Annotated in this window: 16 protein-coding genes, 3 tRNA genes and 1 pseudogene; 9 read left to right on the forward strand and 11 right to left on the reverse strand. The window is 54.3% G+C overall.

Annotation, left to right across the window (positions count from 1 at the left end; all coding sequences use genetic code 11):
- The first annotated feature begins 73 nt into the window (after positions 1–73).
- A complete protein-coding gene (locus ACEYDX_RS06545) occupies positions 74–1,024 on the forward strand; it encodes an IS110 family transposase (protein ID WP_373741232.1) in 951 nt (316 codons plus the stop codon).
- Positions 1,025–1,220: 196 nt separating this feature from the next.
- Here the strand turns inward: ACEYDX_RS06545 and ACEYDX_RS06550 are convergent, their stop codons facing one another.
- Positions 1,221–1,997, reverse strand: a complete 777-nt coding sequence (locus ACEYDX_RS06550) for a tetratricopeptide repeat protein (protein ID WP_373741220.1) — start codon at positions 1,995–1,997, stop codon at positions 1,221–1,223.
- A gap of 354 nt (positions 1,998–2,351) precedes the next feature.
- Between ACEYDX_RS06550 and pnuC the strand changes: the two are divergent.
- Positions 2,352–3,091: pseudogene (pnuC, locus tag ACEYDX_RS06555) on the forward strand (nicotinamide riboside transporter PnuC).
- Positions 3,092–3,400: 309 nt separating this feature from the next.
- Here the strand turns inward: pnuC and ACEYDX_RS06560 are convergent.
- The 3 genes from ACEYDX_RS06560 to ACEYDX_RS06570 form a co-directional block, all read right to left on the reverse strand.
- Positions 3,401–3,476, reverse strand: a tRNA-His gene (locus ACEYDX_RS06560).
- A 22-nt stretch (positions 3,477–3,498) separates the two neighbouring features.
- Positions 3,499–3,575: transfer RNA gene (locus ACEYDX_RS06565), tRNA-Arg, on the reverse strand.
- A 42-nt stretch (positions 3,576–3,617) separates the two neighbouring features.
- A tRNA-Pro gene (locus tag ACEYDX_RS06570) sits at positions 3,618–3,695 on the reverse strand.
- Between the two features lie 209 nt (positions 3,696–3,904).
- Between ACEYDX_RS06570 and folD the strand changes: the two genes are divergently transcribed.
- The 4 genes from folD (at position 3,905) to ACEYDX_RS06590 (ending at position 7,352) form a co-directional block, all read left to right on the forward strand.
- Positions 3,905–4,759 carry a bifunctional methylenetetrahydrofolate dehydrogenase/methenyltetrahydrofolate cyclohydrolase FolD gene (folD, locus tag ACEYDX_RS06575; RefSeq protein ID WP_373741221.1) on the forward strand — a complete coding sequence of 285 codons (855 nt, stop codon included), beginning with the start codon at positions 3,905–3,907 and terminating at the stop codon, positions 4,757–4,759.
- A 123-nt stretch (positions 4,760–4,882) separates the two neighbouring features.
- On the forward strand, positions 4,883–5,593 hold the full coding sequence (locus ACEYDX_RS06580) for a hypothetical protein (RefSeq protein ID WP_373741222.1): 711 nt from the start codon (positions 4,883–4,885) through the stop codon (positions 5,591–5,593).
- Between the two features lie 125 nt (positions 5,594–5,718).
- On the forward strand, positions 5,719–7,131 hold the full coding sequence (locus tag ACEYDX_RS06585; protein WP_373741233.1) for an amino acid permease: 1,413 nt from the start codon (positions 5,719–5,721) through the stop codon (positions 7,129–7,131).
- A 53-nt stretch (positions 7,132–7,184) separates the two neighbouring features.
- Positions 7,185–7,352 (forward strand): hypothetical protein, encoded by a 168-nt coding sequence (locus ACEYDX_RS06590; protein WP_373741223.1) that lies wholly within the window; start codon positions 7,185–7,187, stop codon positions 7,350–7,352.
- Positions 7,353–8,944: 1,592 nt separating this feature from the next.
- Here the strand turns inward: ACEYDX_RS06590 and ACEYDX_RS06595 are convergent.
- The 4 genes from ACEYDX_RS06595 to ACEYDX_RS06610 all read right to left on the reverse strand — a co-directional run bounded on the left by ACEYDX_RS06595 (position 8,945) and on the right by ACEYDX_RS06610 (position 13,680).
- A complete protein-coding gene (locus tag ACEYDX_RS06595) occupies positions 8,945–10,594 on the reverse strand; it encodes a sigma-54-dependent transcriptional regulator (RefSeq protein ID WP_373741224.1) in 1,650 nt (549 codons plus the stop codon).
- Complete coding sequence (locus ACEYDX_RS06600; RefSeq protein ID WP_373741225.1) at positions 10,581–12,167, reverse strand: nitrogen regulation protein NR(II); 1,587 nt, start codon at positions 12,165–12,167, stop codon at positions 10,581–10,583. Before ACEYDX_RS06600 ends, ACEYDX_RS06595 begins: the two co-directional genes overlap by 14 nt.
- 468 nt (positions 12,168–12,635) lie before the next feature.
- Entirely contained in the window at positions 12,636–13,388 is a 753-nt protein-coding gene (locus ACEYDX_RS06605; RefSeq protein ID WP_373741226.1) for a class I SAM-dependent methyltransferase, read from the reverse strand.
- 79 nt (positions 13,389–13,467) lie between these two features.
- Positions 13,468–13,680 (reverse strand): hypothetical protein, encoded by a 213-nt coding sequence (locus ACEYDX_RS06610; protein ID WP_373741227.1) that lies wholly within the window; start codon positions 13,678–13,680, stop codon positions 13,468–13,470.
- A 284-nt stretch (positions 13,681–13,964) separates the two neighbouring features.
- Between ACEYDX_RS06610 and parC the strand changes: the two genes are divergently transcribed.
- Positions 13,965–16,280, forward strand: coding sequence for a DNA topoisomerase IV subunit A (gene parC / locus ACEYDX_RS06615; protein WP_373741228.1), 2,316 nt, complete (start codon positions 13,965–13,967; stop codon positions 16,278–16,280).
- A gap of 163 nt (positions 16,281–16,443) precedes the next feature.
- On the opposite strand, the gene dapB is transcribed toward parC, so the two are convergent.
- A complete protein-coding gene (gene dapB, locus ACEYDX_RS06620) occupies positions 16,444–17,256 on the reverse strand; it encodes a 4-hydroxy-tetrahydrodipicolinate reductase (RefSeq protein ID WP_373741229.1) in 813 nt (270 codons plus the stop codon).
- A gap of 3 nt (positions 17,257–17,259) precedes the next feature.
- Complete coding sequence (locus ACEYDX_RS06625) at positions 17,260–17,703, reverse strand: outer membrane protein assembly factor BamE (RefSeq protein ID WP_373741230.1); 444 nt, start codon at positions 17,701–17,703, stop codon at positions 17,260–17,262.
- Positions 17,704–17,867: 164 nt separating this feature from the next.
- Between ACEYDX_RS06625 and fur the strand changes: the two genes are divergently transcribed.
- A complete protein-coding gene (gene fur, locus ACEYDX_RS06630) occupies positions 17,868–18,317 on the forward strand; it encodes a ferric iron uptake transcriptional regulator (RefSeq protein ID WP_373741234.1) in 450 nt (149 codons plus the stop codon).
- A 282-nt stretch (positions 18,318–18,599) separates the two neighbouring features.
- A complete protein-coding gene (gene aat, locus ACEYDX_RS06635) occupies positions 18,600–19,358 on the forward strand; it encodes a leucyl/phenylalanyl-tRNA--protein transferase (RefSeq protein WP_373741231.1) in 759 nt (252 codons plus the stop codon).
- 177 nt (positions 19,359–19,535) lie between these two features.
- Here aat and ACEYDX_RS06640 read toward each other — a convergent pair.
- Positions 19,536–19,661: transposase (locus ACEYDX_RS06640; RefSeq protein WP_373740712.1), on the reverse strand; the 126-nt coding region annotated here is incomplete at its 5' end.

Genomic DNA, 19,661 nt, shown 5'->3' on the forward strand with positions numbered 1-19,661 from the left:
CGAGCAGATAACCAACCATCACCACAACCGAACAGTTGCACGACAACACAACCGAATGCAAGGAAGGTTTATGATGAGTATTCAAAACTATGGCGGCATTGATATAGCCAAAAAACACTTCGTTATCGGCATTACCGGTATGGCCAAAACCAAAACGGAAACCAACAATCCCAAAGGTTTCCAACATACCGTCGAGTATTTGCAAAAGCACCATGTCAGCCTGGTGGTGCTGGAAAGTACCGGCGGATTGGAAATCCCGCTGGCCAAAGCATTGCATCATGCCGGATTGCGGGTGGTCATTGCCAATCCCCGTCAAACCCATTCATACGCCCAATCATTTTCATTGGGGAAAACCGATAGCAAAGATGCCAAAATGCTGGCAGATTATGCGCAGGCAATCGAATTGAAAGGGTTGGCCGCAAATATGCTGTATCAGCCTCCCACTGTAGCAGAGGAAGAGTTGGAAGCTTTGGTAAAGCGCCGCAGCCAGTTGGTGGAAATGCGCACGGCCGAGAAAAACCGTTTGGCACAAATCCACTCCAGCCAACAGCAAAGCGTGGAAGATTTAATTCGGCACTTTAACACCTTGATTGCTGATCTGGACAAACAGATTGCCAAATACAACGACAGCAATTTTGACGGCAAAAACAAAATCATCGGCGACATAAAAGGCATAGGCGACACCACTTGCGCCACCTTGATGTCGATGTTGCCCGAGCTGGGGCGGGTGCCGCACAAAAGTATTGCCTTACTGGTCGGCGTTGTTCCGCCCGCCAAGCAAAGCGGTGAATCGGTTGGTAAAACCGGATGTATCGGCGGCAGGATGGAAGTGCGCAATGCGCTGTATATGGCCACCCTGACCGCCAGCCGTTTTGAGCCGAAAATCAAAGCATTTTACGAACGGCTTACCGGCAAAGGAAAACCGTTTAAAGTAGCCATCAATGCGTGTATGCACAAACTGCTGAGAATACTGAACGCACGGGTACGCGACTATCTGTGTTCAGACGGCCTGCAATGCGCTTGATTAACCGTGTTTGATGTTGCTGACTGACGAGTTGGTAACACAGTTGCTACCGTGTTTCAGACGGCATCGGATTGCGAACAAACCAACCGCCGTTGCGTACGGTTACACCGCCTTGAGGCGGCTAACCGTACCTACCCGCTGCTTTATCCGGCCGAAACACGAAAGGCCGTCTGAAAACGGTGCGTTGGGTTTGCATTTATCTTGCACGCCGCGCTTCCGACTGATCCAGCTTCTGAAGTGCCTCTTTCGCCTTCACATTACCTTGGGCGGCGGATTTTTCAAGCCATGCATGGGCTTTCGCATAGTCTCTCGGTACACCCCAACCGTTGGCATACAGCACCCCGAGTCCCAATTGTCCATCGGCATTACCTTGGGCGGCAGCTTTTTCATACCATACGCGGGCTTTTGCATAGTCTTTCGGCACACCCAAACCTTTGGTATACAAAACCCCGAGATTGTATTGCGCTTCGGCATCACCTTGGGCGGCAGCTTTTTCATACCATACGCGGGCTTTTGCATAGTCTTTCGGCACACCCAAACCTTTAATATACAAAAAACCGAGATTGAGTTGTGCGTCGGCAAACCCTTGGGCGGCGGCTTTTTCATACCATGCACGGGCTTTCGCATAGTCTTTCGGCACACCCCAGCCCCGGTCATACAAAACCCCGAGATTATATTGCGCTTTGGCATAACCTTGGGCGGCGGATTTTTCCCACCATGCACGGGCTTTTTCATAGTTTTTCAGCATACCGCGGCCTTCGGCATACATCAATCCAAGATTGGACTGCGCTGCGGCATTGCCTTGAGCGGCAAAAGATTCATACAACTTGAACGCTTGTTGATAATTGCCTTGCGCATAGGCTGCATCGGCCTGTTCAACATGCCGTTCGTCCGACATCTTTGCGCCGCCGGATTGGCAGGCGGCCAGCAGCAGTGCGGCGGCGAAGGATACGAATAGGAACTTGAAGCTCATGCTTTTCTCCATTTGGTTTTTTGGTTTCCGGCGGCGCGGCAGCCTGCCGTTGTCCGTTGCGCTTTTCGGCAGCCGTTGTGTTTTCAGACGGCCACGGATGATAGACCGCTCCGTCTGGAAAAAATTCGGTTTTGCACGGAAAAAACGGTGCAAAGGCCGTCTGAAACCTGTTTTATAGTGAATGAACGCAGAAGTATGCAAGGCAGCGAGCCGCAGACAGTACAAGTAGTACGACAAGGCGAGCCAACGCGGCAGAGTTCTGCGTTCATTCACTATACCGTTTCAGACGGCCTGTATTCGGTGCATAATTAAGGCTTCTTCTTAACCGCCCGCACAACGGGCAAGGACGGCAAAATGGATGCGCTAACTTGGCTCAAACGCGAACTGTTCAGCGGTTGGACGAAATTTGAAACTTTTTGGATTCTGCTGTTTCTCGGCATCCAAATCCTGATTTTCATCATCCGTCCCGATTCTCCCGCCGCCACGGTTTCCTCGCTCACGGGCATTCTGTGCGTGATTTTCGTGGGCAAGGGCAAAATCAGCAATTATTTCTTCGGACTGGTGTCGGTATCGCTCTATGCCTATGTTTCCTATACGTTCAAGCTCTACGGCGAGATGATGCTGAACCTCTTGGTGTATGTGCCCGTACAGTTTATCGGCTTTTATATGTGGCGGCAGCACATGACCACAAAAAACACCGTCAGCCGCGACAATGCCGAAGAAGTCATCGCCAAATCGCTCACGGCAAAGCAATGGCTGGCAGTAACCGCCGCCGCAGTTTTCGGCACGCTGCCTATGTCGAACTGCTGAAATATCTCGACAGCGCCCTGCCCGTGCTGGACGGCGCCACCGTAGTGATTTCGATTGTGGCGCAGATTCTGATGATACTGCGTTACCGCGAACAATGGGCGCTGTGGATTCTGGTCAACATACTGACCATCTCGCTGTGGACGGCAGTGTGGCTGAAAAACGGCGAAACCAGCCTGCCGCTGTTGGTGATGTACTGTATGTATCTGTGCAACTCCGTTTACAGCTATTACAACTGGACAAAGCTGGTACGGCAGCATCAAGGTCAGGAACAGGGCCAAGAATAAGCAAAAAACTTAAGGCCGTCTGAAAAATGTTTTTCAGACGGCCTTAAGTTTTGCACTTCCATCCAAAGGCCAAGAACCGATCAAACAAACTGCCTACTCATATGGAAACGGCAACCGATACAGATTATTTCACCGGCCTGAAGAAATAAATTCATTTAAGAACAAAAACTTGATTAAAAATACACCCTATTATTTGATTCTTCTCCCATACCGACAGAAACCGAACCGCGATAACACCTCCCTGTTCATGTCTCACATACAGCCTAAAAGCAAAAAGCCTGCACATCAAATGCAGGCTTTTTTCAAACTTGGGGTGGCTGATGGGGCTCGAACCCACGACAACCGGAATCACAATCCGGGGCTCTACCAACTGAGCTACAGCCACCACAAAAGAAACTGGTAAATTTTGGCGCGCCCGACAGGAATCGAACCTGTAACCGCCCGCTTAGAAGGCGGGTGCTCTATCCGGTTGAGCTACGGGCGCATCTGTTTTGCGCCTTATCGGGCTTGGTGTCGGGCAGTCAACTGGTCGGGGCGGTGGGATTCGAACTCACGACCCCCTGTTCCCAAAACAGGTGCGCTAACCAGACTGCGCTACGCCCCGACGAGAAGTGCGCAATATACAGCCGATTATCGGATGCGTCAAGCCATACGGTTGATTTTATGATTTTATAAAACTATGTTTTTATTTTTTAATGTGATTTTTCCAATCGAAAAACAAAGCCGCAGACAAGGCCGTCTGAAATGTTTTTAAAAATGCCGTCAAAATGCGATAATCGGCAGATATTTCCGACAACAGAAGGACTCCGGCTTATGTCTGCACAAATCATCAACGGCAAAGAAGTATCACAGCAGCGGCTTGCGCTGGTGGCAGAAAAAGTGGCGCAGCGCACCGCTTCGGGGCTGCGCGCACCTTGTCTGGCGGTGGTTTTGGTCGGCGACGACCCTGCCAGCGCGGTATATGTGCGCAATAAAAAAATCGCCTGCGAAAAAGTCGGATTCGAATCGCGTTCGTTTGAGATGCCGTCTGAAACCACGCAGGAAACACTGCTTGCACTCGTGGACGAATTAAATGCCGACGCAGGTGTCGACGGCATTCTGGTTCAACTGCCGCTGCCCGCGCAAATCGACAGCCAGGCAGTATTGGAACGGATTCTACCCGATAAGGATGTGGACGGTTTCCATCCCTATAACGTCGGCCGACTGGTGGTCAAAATGCCGCTGATGCGCCCGTGTACGCCCAAAGGCGTGATGACGTTGCTGGAAGCCTACGGCATCGACCCGAAGGGAAAAAAAGCGGTGGTGGTGGGCGCATCGAATATTGTCGGCCGACCGCAGATGCTGGAACTCCTGCTCGCCCGCGCCACCGTTACCGTGTGCCACAGCGCAACGCAGAATCTGGCCGACGAAGTGGCCGATGCCGATATTGTGGTGGTGGGCGTAGGCATTCCGAATTTCGTCAAAGGCGAGTGGATCAAACCGGGCGCGGTGGTTATCGACGTGGGCATCAACCGTTTGGAAGACGGCTCACTGTGCGGCGATGTCGAATTCGACGTTGCGAAGGAACGCGCGGCCATGATTACCCCCGTTCCCGGCGGCGTGGGGCCGATGACGATTGCCACCCTGCTGGAAAATACTTTACAGGCAGCCGGACTGCATGATTCCTGACAGGTATTTTCAGACGGCCCGCATTCCCGACAAACCCAGTCCACTGTTTTCGACTAATCACTAACAAATCCTGAAAACACAACATTATGTTTTATTTATAAAGTTAATTCACCAAGGAAAATTATGAAGCCCGCACCTTTTCTACTTACCGCACTCTTTTCTGCCGCTGTTTCCGCAGCACCGGCAACGCACATGGACACCAAAGCCGCCACCGAGGCTGTCTCCGTTTACTACCGAAACCCAAACCCTGACCGAGCACTAAAAATTATGCAGACCATTATTGCCGATCCTTTATGGAAAAAAGACAGTGCGCGGCACAACCTGTCCGTGTGGGCAGCACAGATTTTGCGGCAACATCCACAAGCTACGGACAAATGGTGCCGCGCCATGAAACAATATCCTGCAGTCACTCAAGACGAAACAGCTTATTTCTTTTTTCTCGCAAACACATCCGAAAGCCGGAAATGTCTCCGCAACCTCAACATTTCCAATCATTCCAAGACCTATATCGCTCAAAACACCCCACCCGATATTTCCAGTTTAAGCAATATCTCACCAGCTGATTTAGATGCATTGTGGACAACTTTTTACGCCACAGGAAATCCGAAAGCTGTTGAAAAAGTGCTCGACCGTGTTCTGGATTATGCAAAAGCACAAAAAGCACAGGAAAAATCCAACCATAAAAATATCGACATGACCGGTGTTGCCGCTGCATGGTCAGCGCGTTCTAATATTATGCAAAACCAAGACATCCGCAAAATTTTCGATACCTATCTCAACCGCCTTAATGCCACCGACAAAGCATTATTGCAAAAAATATTAGTACAAGAATAATACCGCACATGCGCCGTCCGAACTTTTTCAGACGGCCTTAACTTCCGATTCGCAAACAACAGGGCAATCCCATGACCCAACACAATACCCAAGTCAAACGCCATCTGAAAACCCGCCATCTGTCGATGATTGCCATCGGCGGCTGCATCGGCACGGGGCTGTTTATGGCCAGCGGTTCGGCCATCAGCACGGCAGGGCCGGGCGGTGCGCTCGCGGCTTATGCGGCCATCGGCCTGATGGTTTACTTTCTGATGACTTCGCTGGGGGAAATGGCCACTTATCTGCCTGTGTCCGGTTCGTTCAGCACTTATGCCACGCGTTTCGTCGATCCCTCGCTCGGTTTCGCGCTGGGCTGGAATTACTGGTTCAACTGGGTGATTACCGTGGCCGCAGACATCATTATTGCGGCGGTGGTCATCACTTATTGGGAACCGATGCGCTTTATGGAGCCGTGGGCGTGGAGTTTGCTGTTTTTCGTGTTAATTTTCCTGCTCAACACCCTGTCGGTGCGCGCATACGGCGAAGCGGAATACTGGTTTGCGCTGATTAAAGTCGTTACCGTCATCGTCTTTCTCGGTATCGGCCTGTTGACGATTTTGGGCATTTTGGGCGGCGAATACGTCGGGTTCAGCAACATGACCACAGGCGCCGCACCGTTTTTGGGCGACGGCATCGGCGGCCAGTTTCTGACCATGCTCGGCGTGTTTCTGATTGCCGGCTTCTCGTTTCAGGGAACCGAGCTTATCGGCGTTACCGCAGGCGAATCGGAAAACCCCGAAGAGAGCATTCCCAAAGCGGTCAAACAGGTATTCTGGCGCATTCTGATTTTCTACATCCTCGCCATTCTCGTTATCGGCCTGCTGATTCCCTACACCAGCCCGCAACTGCTCGGCGCAGACGTAAACGAAATCGCCAAATCGCCGTTTACATTGGTGTTTGAACGCGCAGGACTGGCCTTCGCCGCCGCCGTCATGAACACCGTTATCCTCACATCCATCCTGTCGGCCGGCAACTCGGGCATGTACGCATCCACGCGCATGCTCTACGCCATGGGCAAAGACGGTTTGGCCTACAAAATCTTCTCCCGAACCAATATCAACGGCATCCCCATCTTTGCACTGCTGGTCACCGCCGTCGTTGCATTGGGCGTTTTCCTGCTCCAGCTCGCCAGCGACCAAATGTACCAATACATACTCGCCGCTTCGGGTTTGACCGGCTTTATCGCCTGGTTCGGCATCGCCGTCAGCCACTACCGCTTCCGCCGCGCCTACATTGCGCAGGGCAAAGACCTGAACGCGCTCGCCTACCGCGCAAAATGGTTCCCCGTCGGCCCCCTGCTCGCCCTTGCCCTGTGCGTACTCGTGATCATCGGACAGGATACCGAGCTGATGCTCAAAGGCAATTTTGACTGGGACAGGCTCGTCATTACCTACATGGGGCTGCCCGTATTCTTCGGCTTCTACCTCTACCACAAACTGCGCTACCGCACGCGCAAGATTCCGCTGGCCGAAGTAGACCTGAGCCGGGATACGGATTGACGCAGCAATTGAGAAACGGAAAGGCCGTCTGAAATATTTCAGACGGCCTTTCCTTGATTCACCGCCATATTCAGACGGCCATACACCCTGTCGTTACCGTCCGTACCACCAACCCAAACCGCACGCAAAAGCAGTTTGGCCGTCTGAAAAACACGGAGTCCGACACCGTATTATCTGAAACAGTTAATCCCCCGAAAGACAATACCGTTAACAATAGTTAAGAAAAAGTACTGATAAAACTGCATACACCGACTCTCCGAACCCTATTCAGGCCGTCTGAAAACAGTAACACAACAAATAAACAACTATCCCCTCAATTCACAAATAAACCATAACAATATGAAATAAAATATAAAATTACCCAATAGCATACCATAGGAATTTGACGGACATCATTTTTACGTCATTCTTACCGTTCCACAAACCCACACAATACACCTACCAATCAAAATGTTAAGATTTGTCATGCATCGTCAAAAATTAACAAAATTTGTCACATAAAAAGCCTTGCTTTTCCTTTTTACAGAAAAAAAGTGACAAAAAAAGTCATACCAGTAAGCACTTTGAACCAATTGTAAATTCAGTTAACAAAAAATTATCAAAACCAACACAAGATTAAATTCATATAAAACAATATCTTAAAATATTAAAAACCAATCTTCAATAACAAATCCAAACTTGGCACGACACTTGCTTGATACCTAGTGTCCGAAACAGCAAAGCATCACCGGCTGGTCAGACAAAGCTGTAAATTCCTTCTTCATTAACTTATCGTTTCCACTCACTGAAACGAACCAAACACATTACGGGTATATACAAAAGGGTCAAACCCAAACACACATACCGAACCAAGGGAAACCAAGAGCCGCCCAGCGGCCGAGCAGTAACAGCAGTATCCTTTTAAAACAAAACGGGAAAACAAAAGCCAATTCAGAACGGGAAAACTGAAAAAGCCGCAAAAGCGGCAGGCAAATAAAGCAGTAAACCAAAACGGGAAAAACCGCCTTCCCCCGGGAAAGGGAAAGCAAAGGGAACACAATCTTTATAACGGGAAAATCTTACTGAAAGGGAAAACACTCACGAAACGGGAATAACCAATACCAACGGGAAAACTTTTTAAGCAACTTTTTCATCAACTTCACAACGGGAAAACAACTAGGGAAAACTTCATAGGGAATACTTTTCATATCTTAAACGGGAAAAACCTAAGGCCGTCTGAAAGACATTTTTCAGACGGCCTTAGGTTTTTTGGGCAGTTTTTGAACAAGCCTATGTGTACATAAAGTGATGTTTGAGTTCGCCACCGTTAAAACAACCGTCATTCCTGAGCAGGCGGAAATCTGGTTTTGAAATTTCAAGCAGCTGAATGACTGATACGCTTGTGAATATCGGCTCCGGATTCCCGTCTGCGCAGGAATAACGGTATCGGCTATCAACGCATTATTCAAACATAACCCATGGATTAAAACCGCTTCGGCAAGCCTGTCTCACCTGTTTCCGACACAGCCGTACATGGCACCCCACACCTGTCTATTAAGGTGTGCAGTAACTTCAGACGGCCTGCCATCGGATAAACACATCTGACATATCCTTGTTCTGTTCGCATGAATGACAAAAACAAGGCTGCGTTTCGAAATGGTGTTGACGGCATACAGGCACGGTGGATTTCTCCAATTCCCAACACAGCCAAAAACAAAGGCCGTCTGAAAAACATTTTTCAGACGGCCTTTGTTTTTGGATTTCGCAAACATAATTTGCCGCAAGCATCATTGGGCGACCCGAGCCGATAGCCCGCCTGCTTTTCAGACGGCCTTCAGTTGATGTCCAAACGTTCCATGCGGTAGCGCATGGAACGGAAGCTGATGCCGAGCAGCTTGGCGGCTTGGGTGCGGTTGAAGCGGGTTTGTTTGAGCGCGTCTTCGATGATGCCGCGTTCGATGCGGTCGAGGTAGTCCTGAATCTGCATGGTGGCGGGGTCGAACGGCGGGATGCAGCCTTCGGGGAAAAGCTGCGGTTCGGCACCCGATGCGACGACCGTGTCCGATGTTTTTTCAGACGGCGTCATGTCATCGTCGGCATCGGCGGGCAACACGATGTCGGGAATGGCGGACTGGCTGCGTGAAACGTTGTCGTGGTGGATTTGCAGATCGTCCACTTGGATAACATTGCCGACGGTCAGGGCGACGGCGCGCTCCAAAATGTTTTCCAGTTCGCGGAAGTTGCCGGGATAGCTGTAATGCAGCAGCGCATCCTGAGCCTTGGGGCTGAGTTTGTAGGTTTCGCGCCCGTGGCGGTGTTTGTAGAGCAGGTGCAGGATGAGTGCGCCGAGGTCTTCGCGCATTTCCCGCAGGGGCGGCATTTTCAGTGAGACGACGTTCAGGCGGTAGAACAAGTCTTGGCGGAAGGCGCCGCTTTCGACCAAGGCTTCGAGATTTTTGTGGGTGGCGCAGACGATGCGCACGTCGACAAAGGTTTCGCGGGCATCACCGATGCGGCGCACGGCTTTTTCCTGTATGGCGCGCAGGAGTTTGACCTGCATGGCCAGCGGCAGGTCGGCCACTTCGTCGAGAAACAGCGTGCCGCCGTCGGCATGTTGGAAAAAGCCCAAACGGTCTTGGTCTGCACCGGTAAAGCTGCCTTTTTTGTAGCCGAAAAACTCGCTTTCCATCAAGTTTTCGGGAATCGCGCCGCAGTTGACGGCGATAAAGGGCTTGTCGGTGCGGTCGGACAGTTCGTGGATGGTGCGCGCGGCCTGTTCTTTACCCGTACCGGATTCGCCGGCGATATACACGGGAACGCCGCTTCTGGCCAGCCGGCGAATAAGGTGGCGCACTTCGACCATCTGCGGCGACATGCCGAGCAGGCGCGGCATGTCGGCTTCGCCGCCGAGTTCGGCTTCGGGGTTGATTTGCTGCTTGGGCGGCTCGGCGGCGGCGAAACGTTCTTTGAGCGAACGCAGTCCGCTGGGTACGCCGATGGAACCGCTCAGGCTTTTATCGGCGGGTTTGACGGGACGTGCGGCGGGTTTGTTGAACGCGGCAACCACCGGCGCAGCTACGGCGGCGGGCGTTTCCACGGGGGTATCGGATACGGATACGGCGGATTTGACCAGCGAACGCAGCTGCGACAGGGTAATCGGTTTTTGCAGATAATCGAACGCGCCCGCACGCAGGGCTTCCTGCGCCTGGTCGGCGTTGCCGTGGGCGGTAATCACGGCAACGGGCGTGTCGAGCATGAGTTCGTCGATGTACTGCACCACTTCCAAGCCCGAACCGTCGGGCATACGCATATCGGTCAACACCAGGGAATAGTCGTTGCTGTCGAGTTTGTTTTTGGCATCTTCCACACCCACGGCCGTCTGAACGCGCAAGCCCATCTTCATCAGCGTCATTTCCATCAAATCGCGGATGTCGGCTTCGTCGTCCACCACCAGCACGGGGTCTTGCAGGTTATGGTTGCTCATGTTCTTCTCTCGGTAAAATCAGTTCGAACCCGTTCATTTCGGGGTGGTAGTGGAGCTGCCCCATATTGGCGTGCGCCAGTTCGCGGGCGACATACAGGCCCAAGCCCGTGCCCTGTTTTTCGGTGGTGTAGAACGGTTCGAAAAGATGGGCGCGCACTTCGGGGGAGATGCCTTTGCCATTGTCGGCCACCACAATGGAAATGTGGATGCGACCGCTGGGGCGGATGAGTACGGTAACGGCGTTTTCGTCTTTGCGGCTGTGCCGCCATGCGTTGTTGCAGAGATTCCACATAATCTGCTGGAGGTGCATGGAATCGACCTGAACGGCAAGGTTGCTGCCGTCCATGTTCATGCGCAGACAGCCGATGGCATCGGGATTGTTGAGTGTGAATTCCTGTTTGAAAGCCAGCCAGAATTTCATCAGATTGACCGGCTCGCGGCTGATGTTGTCGCGCTTGTTCAGCAGCGATACGTCTTCCAGCATTTTGTCGATGCGGCGGATGTTGCCGTCGATGATGGCATGGAGTTTGGCCGTGGTCGGATCGTCTTCCAACTCGTCCTGCAACAGATCGCAGGCATGGCGGATGGCCGACATGGGGTTGCGGATTTCGTGCGCAAGGTTGGCGGTAAGCTGTCCGAGCGACGCGAGTTTGGTGGACATGGCTTCCGCCGCCACTTCGCGCAGGGAACGCACATACAGCATCAGCAGCTCGGTCTGCTCCTGAATCAGCGGCACGGCGCGCACATGCATGGCATGTTGGAAAATATGGATGTCGGTTTCAAAGGCTTTGTCGGGCTGATACTGCCAACGCGACACCAGCTCGCCGAACACCATTTCCTGCCTGTCCACCGACAGATTCGGAAAATACGTTTTCGCCTGACGGTTGAACAGCCACACGCGCTGGGTGGCATCAATCACAATCACCGCCTCCTGCACGCGGTTGAGCACCAAACGGTTCAGCCCGCTGATGCGGCGGTAGGCAAGCTGCGACTTGCTGGCCGACTCGGTGGCGGCGCGCAGATATTTGGCCGCAAACGCCGTCAGCCCCGCCACCAGGTAACACGCTCCGATCAGCAGCACCATCGGCAGAAGCTGCGGATTGTCCCATTCGAACGGCGACAACCGCAGGCCGCCATCGAGAAACACGTTCAACACCACCAGCATCGACGCATAACCCGCATACAGCATCGGATAACGCCCGTAGCTGAGCAGGCACGACGTGGCCACAAACGGCAGCACCAAAATTCCGAAACCCGTGTCCACGCCGCCGGCGATGTACACCAGTATCATCATCATCGAAATATCGACCACCGCGCTGGCGTTCGGCAGCTCGAGCGACTGCCACTGCCAGTCGGGGCGGAACACCGTGAGCAGAATCAGCACGGCATACGCCGCCGCCCAAGCGTAAAACTCAACCGGCGGGAAACCGGCCTGATAGTTGCCCGAATACGAACTGACAAGCTGGAACACCAACAGCGAAAGCACAATCGAAATACGGGCGATATTGATGATGCCCGGAATGCGCTCGCTCAAACTTTCCCAGTCTTGGCGGGCGAAGGAAAGACTGTTCATGCCCTTCTGCCCCATTGTCTTGTTTTCATTGTCAAACCCTTTGCAGCCTTTGCCGCAGTCAGGCCGCGCCGCCGTCGGCACCCACCTGCTGAAACCGCTCAAACAGTTTCATTCCTGCGAAATCATCAGCGCGATAAATACGCGTCCACATTGTACCTGAAAATGTTAGTTTTTGTAAGCTACAGTATAACAATAACAAAAAACGGCACGGTTTGCCCTGCAACTGCAAACAAAGGCCGTCTGAAAACATATTCAGACGGCCTTTCGATCAGATAAATTTCCAACCTGCCGGTTGCGGGCTTTATCTGCGGATACCCAAACAGAGGCCGTCTGAAATGTTTCAGACGGCCTTCATGCGGGAGTAAGCGCATCAGCTGATTCGGCCCGCATTCCCGCCTTACCGCTTTTCAGACGGCCTTCCGTTGCGGATTCACACCTCCCGGTCGCGGCAGCAGCCTTACCGACCACCTATCCCGACACAGGACAATCGGGCAGATACACATCGAAACGCGTACTCTTGCCCGTATATTGGTAGGCGGGCTGCACGCCGCACAGAAATTCTCCCAACCGCGGCCGTTTCACCACCACGCGTTTTGCCGCCACCGCACGGGCGGCGGCAAACAGCTCAGCTTCGTTTTGCGCGCCGCCGACCAGCTCGTGAAAATAGGCCATTTCCTTTTTCACGGCGGCAGACTTGCGCCGTTCGGGGTACATCGGATCGAGATACACCACATCGGGCCTGCCCTGCCCCGCCGCAAGTTCGGGCAGCAGCAGCGCGGCGTTTCCGAAACGCAGGGTCATGCGGGCGACGGTTTCGGCGGTGTCCGGCTGCCCTGCTGCACGTTGCAGGCCGTCTGAAAGCAACAGCGCCACGGCGGGATGCTGCTCGAAAACATGCACGTCCAAACCGAGCGAAGCGAGTACGAACGCATCGCGCCCCAACCCGCCCGTACCGTCCCAAACCGTCGGGCGCGCGGTGTGGCCGACCGCTTTGGCGATGAGTTCGCCGCCGCCTTTCGTGCGGCGGTATTGCGCCGCCCCGCCCGCAAAATCCACCCGCACCCGCCCCTTTTCCCCCGCACGGCACAGGCTCACGCCGTCTGAATCCGCCAACAGGTACACGCCGCGTTCAGGTGCGGAATCAACGGCGGTCAAACCGAGCGAACGGGCGGCGGTACGGACGGAATCGGGCGCGGAATCGGTGAAACAGACGGCGGTCATGGAAAAGCGGCATTCGTAATATTGCGGATGGCGGGATTATAACCGAAGGCCGTCTGAAACCATTCAGACGGCCTGTCGGCTAAAACGACAACCGCTGCGCAGGCATCATACCTTTCCGAGGTTTGCAGTCGGCAACGGAATCCCCGCCGCTCGTAGCAAAACGGTCGCAGTTAGGATCGGGTTGGGCGGCACCGGCAAAGGGATTAAGCGACGCGCCGTCCATATTGGGAGAACCGCACGCCCCCAGCAGGCACACGCACAACAAAGCCGAGAGATTTTTTGTGATGGTCATATAAACATTTCCTGTCAGTTGAAAAACACCGTTCAAAACGGCTGCGTTTGGAAAAACCGCCGCTCAGGCGGCAGCAACAGTTGTTTAAGACAAAAATACCGCCGTTTTGTTTGTTTTCATGATGCTTTGTTCCGGTAAATTTACGTTATCGCCGATTACCCCGAAACAACAGGACGGGAATGAGACAGGCCGTCTGAAAACTGTTCAGACAGCCTTACCGTTTCATCCCCGCCCGCTTTTTGTTTTACAATCACGCCTTTGATTTTCCGTATCCAGTTACCGTTATGACCGCAGACATCCACGCAACCGCCCCCGTTTCGCCCGTCGGCGACGACTATCTCCTGATCGGCCGCTACGCCGAACGCGCCTATCTCGAATACGCCATGAGCGTGGTCAAGGGGCGTGCGCTGCCGGAGGTTTCAGACGGCCAAAAGCCCGTGCAGCGGCGCATTCTGTATGCGATGCGCGATATGGGGCTGACGCACGGGGCGAAGCCGGTGAAGTCGGCGCGCGTGGTCGGCGAGATTTTGGGCAAATACCATCCGCACGGCGACAGTTCGGCCTATGAAGCGATGGTGCGCATGGCGCAGGATTTCACGCTGCGCTATCCGCTCATCGACGGCATCGGCAACTTCGGTTCGCGCGACGGCGACGGTGCGGCGGCGATGCGTTACACCGAGGCGCGGCTTACGCCGATTGCGGAATTGCTGCTGAGTGAAATCAATCAGGGTACGGTGGATTTCGTGCCGAACTACGACGGCGCGTTTGAAGAACCGGTTCACCTGCCCGCGCGGCTGCCGATGGTGCTGCTCAACGGCGCGAGCGGCATTGCGGTGGGCATGGCGACGGAAATTCCGTCGCACAATCTGAATGAGGTTACGCAGGCGGCGATTGCGCTGTTGAAAAAACCGTCGCTGGAAACCGCCGATTTGATGGCCTATATTCCCGCGCCCGATTTTGCGGGCGGCGGCCAGATTATCACGCCGGCCGCGGATTTGCGGCAGATGTACGAAACGGGCAAAGGCAGCGTGCGCGTGCGTGCGCGTTACGAAATCGAGAAGCTGGCGCGCGGCCAATGGCGCGTGATTGTGCACCAGCTTCCGCCGGGCACGAGCGCGCAGAAAATTCTGGCGGAAATCGAAGAGCAGACCAATCCGAAGCCGAAAGCGGGCAAGAAGCAGCTCAACCAAGACCAGTTGAACACGAAAAAGCTGATGCTGGACTTAATCGAAAAAGTGCGCGACGAGAGCGACGGCGAACACCCCGTGCGTTTGGTGTTCGAGCCGAAATCCAGCCGTATCGAGCCGGAAAATTTCGTCAACACGCTGATGGCGCAAACCTCGCTCGAAGGCAATGTTTCCGTGAACCTCGTGATGATGGGCATGGACAACCGCCCTGCGCAGAAAAACCTGAAAACCATTTTGGCCGAATGGCTGGAATTCCGCACGGTCACGGTCACACGCCGTCTGAAATTCCGCCTGAGCCAAGTGGAAAAACGCATCCACATTCTCGACGGGCGCATGATTGCCTTTCTGCACATCGACGAAGTCATCCGCGTGATCCGCGAAAGCGACGACCCGAAACCCGACCTGATGGCCGCGTTCGGCCTGACCGAAATCCAAGCGGAAGACATTCTCGAAATCCGCCTGCGCCAGCTTGCGCGTTTGGAAGGTTTCAAACTCGAAAAAGAACTGAACGAGTTGCGCGAAGAAGAAGGCCGTCTGAAAACCCTGCTCGGCGACGAAAACGAGAAGAAAAAGCTCATCATCAAAGAGATGCAGGCCGACATGAAGCAGTTCGGCGACGAACGCCGCACGCTGGTTCAGGAAGCCAGCCGCGCCACGCTCACGCAGACCACCGCCGACGAACCCGTTACCATCATCCTGTCGAACAAAGGCTGGATACGCAGCCGCGCGGGACACAATCTCGACGTGAGCCAGAGCGTCTTCAAAGAAGGCGCCGGCCTGAAGCAGATTATCGAAGGCCGCAGCGTGTGGCCGGTGGTGGTGCTCGACACCCTCGGGCGCACCTACACGCTCGACACCGCCGAAATCCCCGGCGGACGCGGCGACGGCGTGCCGCTCACGTCGCTCATCGAACTGCAAAACGGCGCGCAAATTGCCGCCGTACTCACCGGCCTGCCCGAACAGCACTACCTGCTCGCCGGCAGCGGCGGCTACGGCTTCATCGCCAAACTCGGCGACATGACCGGCCGCGTGAAGGCAGGCAAAGTGGTGATGACGCTCAAAGCAGGCGAAACCGTGCTGCCGCCCGTGCCCGTGTTCGCCGTATCGCTCATCAACCCCGACTGCAAAGTCGTGCTCGCCACTGACGAACCGCGCCTGCTCGCCTTCCCCATCGGCGAACTCGAAGTCATGGCCAAAGGACGCGGCCTGCAACTTATCAGCCTTTCAGACGGCCTCAAGCTCGAACACGCCGCCGTGCTGACCACGCCCGAATTCATCGTGGAAAGCACCGGCAAACGCGGCGCGGCGCACCAGGAAAAACTGCGCATCTGCGACATCGAAAACAAACGCGGCAGAAAAGGCAAAGTGCTGGAACTGTCGGGCAAGTTGAACGGCATTTCTGCGGCAGAGTAATAGCAATCGCACGCACGAACGGTTTTGCCCGAAACTGTCCGCTTCGGCATCGGTATCAAAACCGGGAATCACCGCTTCAAAACCAAGGCCGTCTGAAAAACTGTTTTTCAGACGGCCTTTATTCTTCCGGCCCGTTCTATGCGGTTGGAACAAACCCGATATTTCAGCGGTTTTTCAAGCTCAAAACATCCTGCATGTCGAACAAGCCGTTTTGCTGACGGCTCAGCCACACGGCGGCGCGGACGGCTCCTGCGGCGAACGTCATGCGGCTGGATGCTTTGTGCGTGATTTCGACGCGCTCGCCGTCGGCGGCAAACAGCGCGGTATGGTCGCCGACGACATCGCCCGCGCGCACGGTGGCAAAACCGATGGTGTCGGGTTTGCGCTCGCCCGTGTGTCCTTCGCGGCCGTACACGGCGCAGTCTTTCAAATCGCGGCCGAGCGCGTTGGCGATGACTTCGCCCATCCGCAAAGCGGTACCGCTGGGGGCATCGACTTTGTGGCGGTGATGGGCTTCGATAATCTCGATGTCGTATCCTTCGTTCAGCACGCGGGCGACGGTGTCGAGAATGTGGAAGGTCAGGTTGACGCCGACGCTGTAATTGGCGGCAAACACAACGGCGGTTTTCTCCGAGGCCGTCTGAATCGCCGCTTTGCCCGCATCGTCGAAACCGGTGGTGCCGATAACGGCTTTCACGCCCTTGGCGGCGCATTTTTCGAGGTAGGCCAATGTCGGTTCGGGACGGGTAAAGTCAATCAGCACGTCGCTTGCGTCCAGCACCGCATCGGCATCGGCGCTGATTTTCACGCCTGTTTTCAGGCCGACGGCATAGCCTGCGTCCAAGCCGAGTGCTTCGGAACCGGCATGCTCGAGCGCGCCGCTCAACACGGTTTCGGGATGCTGTTCGACGGCTTGGACGAGAATCCGCCCCATGCGTCCGTCGGCACCCGCAATGGCGATTTTCAGGGGTGTCATGGTTTAATCCTTACCGAACAGGCGTTTCCAGAAGGATTTTTTCGGCTGTCCGCCCGCTGCTGCCGCATCCTGCTGAACCTGTGCGCCCTGCTGTGCCTGAAGCTGTTGGAGTGCGTATTGGATGGCGTTGCCCTCGGCTTTGGCAAGCTGGTCGTTTTGGAAATAGAGGGTCAGGCTGCGCTGCTCTTTAATGATGCCGTTGCGGCTGATGTTGAAGGTATAGTCCCAGCGGTGTGCGTGGAAAGGGTCGCGTAGCAGCGGCGTACCCAAGAGAAGCTGCACTTGGTCGCGGCTCAAGCCCGGCTGCAGGGAAGCAAGCGCGCGCGCATCCAATTCATTGCCCTGCACTACTTGGAGCTTGTAAGAGGGAAACATGGAAACGCGTTCGGCACTACAGGCCGACAAAGCCAGCAGGGCGGCGACGGCGATGGGAAGGGTTTTATTCACGGGGTTGCCTTTCTTCTGAATCGTCAAAACGGGACAAACGGTCTCACAAAACTATCGGTAAAGCAAACAACTGTCAACTTTGCGCCGTTCCGCCCGCTTTATCGGCCCGATAGGTGGGCAAAGCATTTAAAATTGCGTATTATATAGGGTATTGAACCACAAGGATATTGAATGCCATGGAAAATAATTTCAGCAACATTGCGCAGCTCAAAGACAGCGGTCTGAAAGTAACCGGCCCGCGCCTGAAAATTCTCGACCTGTTTGAAACGCATGCCGAAGAGCATCTGAGCGCCGAAGACGTGTACCGCATCTTACTGGAAAACGGCATCGAAATCGGCGTCGCCACCATCTACCGTGTACTGACCCAGTTCGAGCAGGCGGGCATTCTGCAGCGCCACCACTTCGAAACCGGCAAAGCGGTTTACGAGTTGGACAAAGGCGACCACCACGACCACATCGTCTGCGTCAAATGCGGTCAGGTTACCGAATTCCACAATCCCGAAATCGAAGCGCTGCAAGACCGCATCGCCGAGGAAAACGGCTACCGCATCGTCGACCACGCACTCTATATGTACGGCGTGTGCAGCGGCTGCCAAACCAAAACCAAACGCTGATCTTTTTTCAGCATTTTTCAGACGGCCTGAACCGTATTCAGGCCGTCTGAAACGTTTAAACCCGGTTCCGGAAACACGGCACGGATAGCCGCATAGGATTGCACACGACTGCTCCTCCGCCGTTTCACAATTTTCAGACGGCGTTTGCCATTTCAGACTGATTTTCCTCCGCCTGCGGACATTTTCCGTCAAATAAAACATAAATTAATCAATTAGATAAAAAGCCCCCCTGCCGTTTCGCCAATATCAGACGGCCTCTTCTTCCGATAACTTTCCAACCCCATGAACATCCCCCTAATCAACGAACACAGCCTCCGTTTTCCCGACCCGATCCAAGCCGTTAAAGAACGGGACGGTTTGGTGGCGGTCGGCGGCAGCCTCACGCCCGAACGTCTGCTCGCTGCCTATCCGCAGGGCATCTTTCCGTGGTTTTCAGACGGCCAACCCGTCTGCTGGTGGGCACTCGACCCGCGCACCGTTCTCCGCCCCGAAAAAATCCACATCGGCCGTTCGCTGCGCAAAACCCTGCGCAACAAACCCTATCTCGTTACCGCCAACCGCTGCTTTGAAACCGTTATCGCCGCCTGTGCCGCCGTCAAACGCCCCGAACAAGACGGCACATGGATCACCGCATCCATGCAGGCCGCCTACACCCGCCTGCACGAATTGGGGCACGCCCATTCCTTTGAATGCTGGTATCCCGACGATACCGACGAACAATATTCCCTCAAACTCGCCGGCGGATTGTACGGCGTACAAATCGGCCGCGTGTTCTTCGGCGAATCCATGTTCGCCCTGCAAAACGACGCATCGAAAACCGCCTTCGCCTGCGCCGCCGCCCACCTGCAACACTGCGGCATCGAACTGATCGACTGCCAGATGGACACCGACCACCTCGCCCGTTTCGGCTCGGAAAACATGGATCTCCAAGATTTTCAGACGGCCTTACGGCGGCTGACAGTCTTGCCGTTGACCAAAGAAATCGGCAGCGGCGTGATTGCATCCACGCTGGAACATCCGGCATTCCTGCAAACAAAATAAAGCACTATTTCACACATCGCCTTTGCCCCAGCCAACTCATTCAAGAAAACAGGATTCTGTTTTAAATGTGCTGATTGCGTGCGGTCGGCAAGATCGATTTCTCCAACTCCCGCCTTTCCTGCACAGACGGGAATCCAAAAGGTCGAACTTCGGCAACTGCTGATATAGCAAATAAACTTATTTATCGATACACACCTGAAACAGCCAATCCACATCCGTAATTCGCAGCCGATTCCTAACACCTTTAATCCAAGCCCACTTTTTCTCTATCTGATTCAGATCGGGGCTATAAGGTGGAAGCCA

Source organism: Neisseria sp., assembly GCF_041804105.1.
Lineage (GTDB): Bacteria > Pseudomonadota > Gammaproteobacteria > Burkholderiales > Neisseriaceae > Neisseria.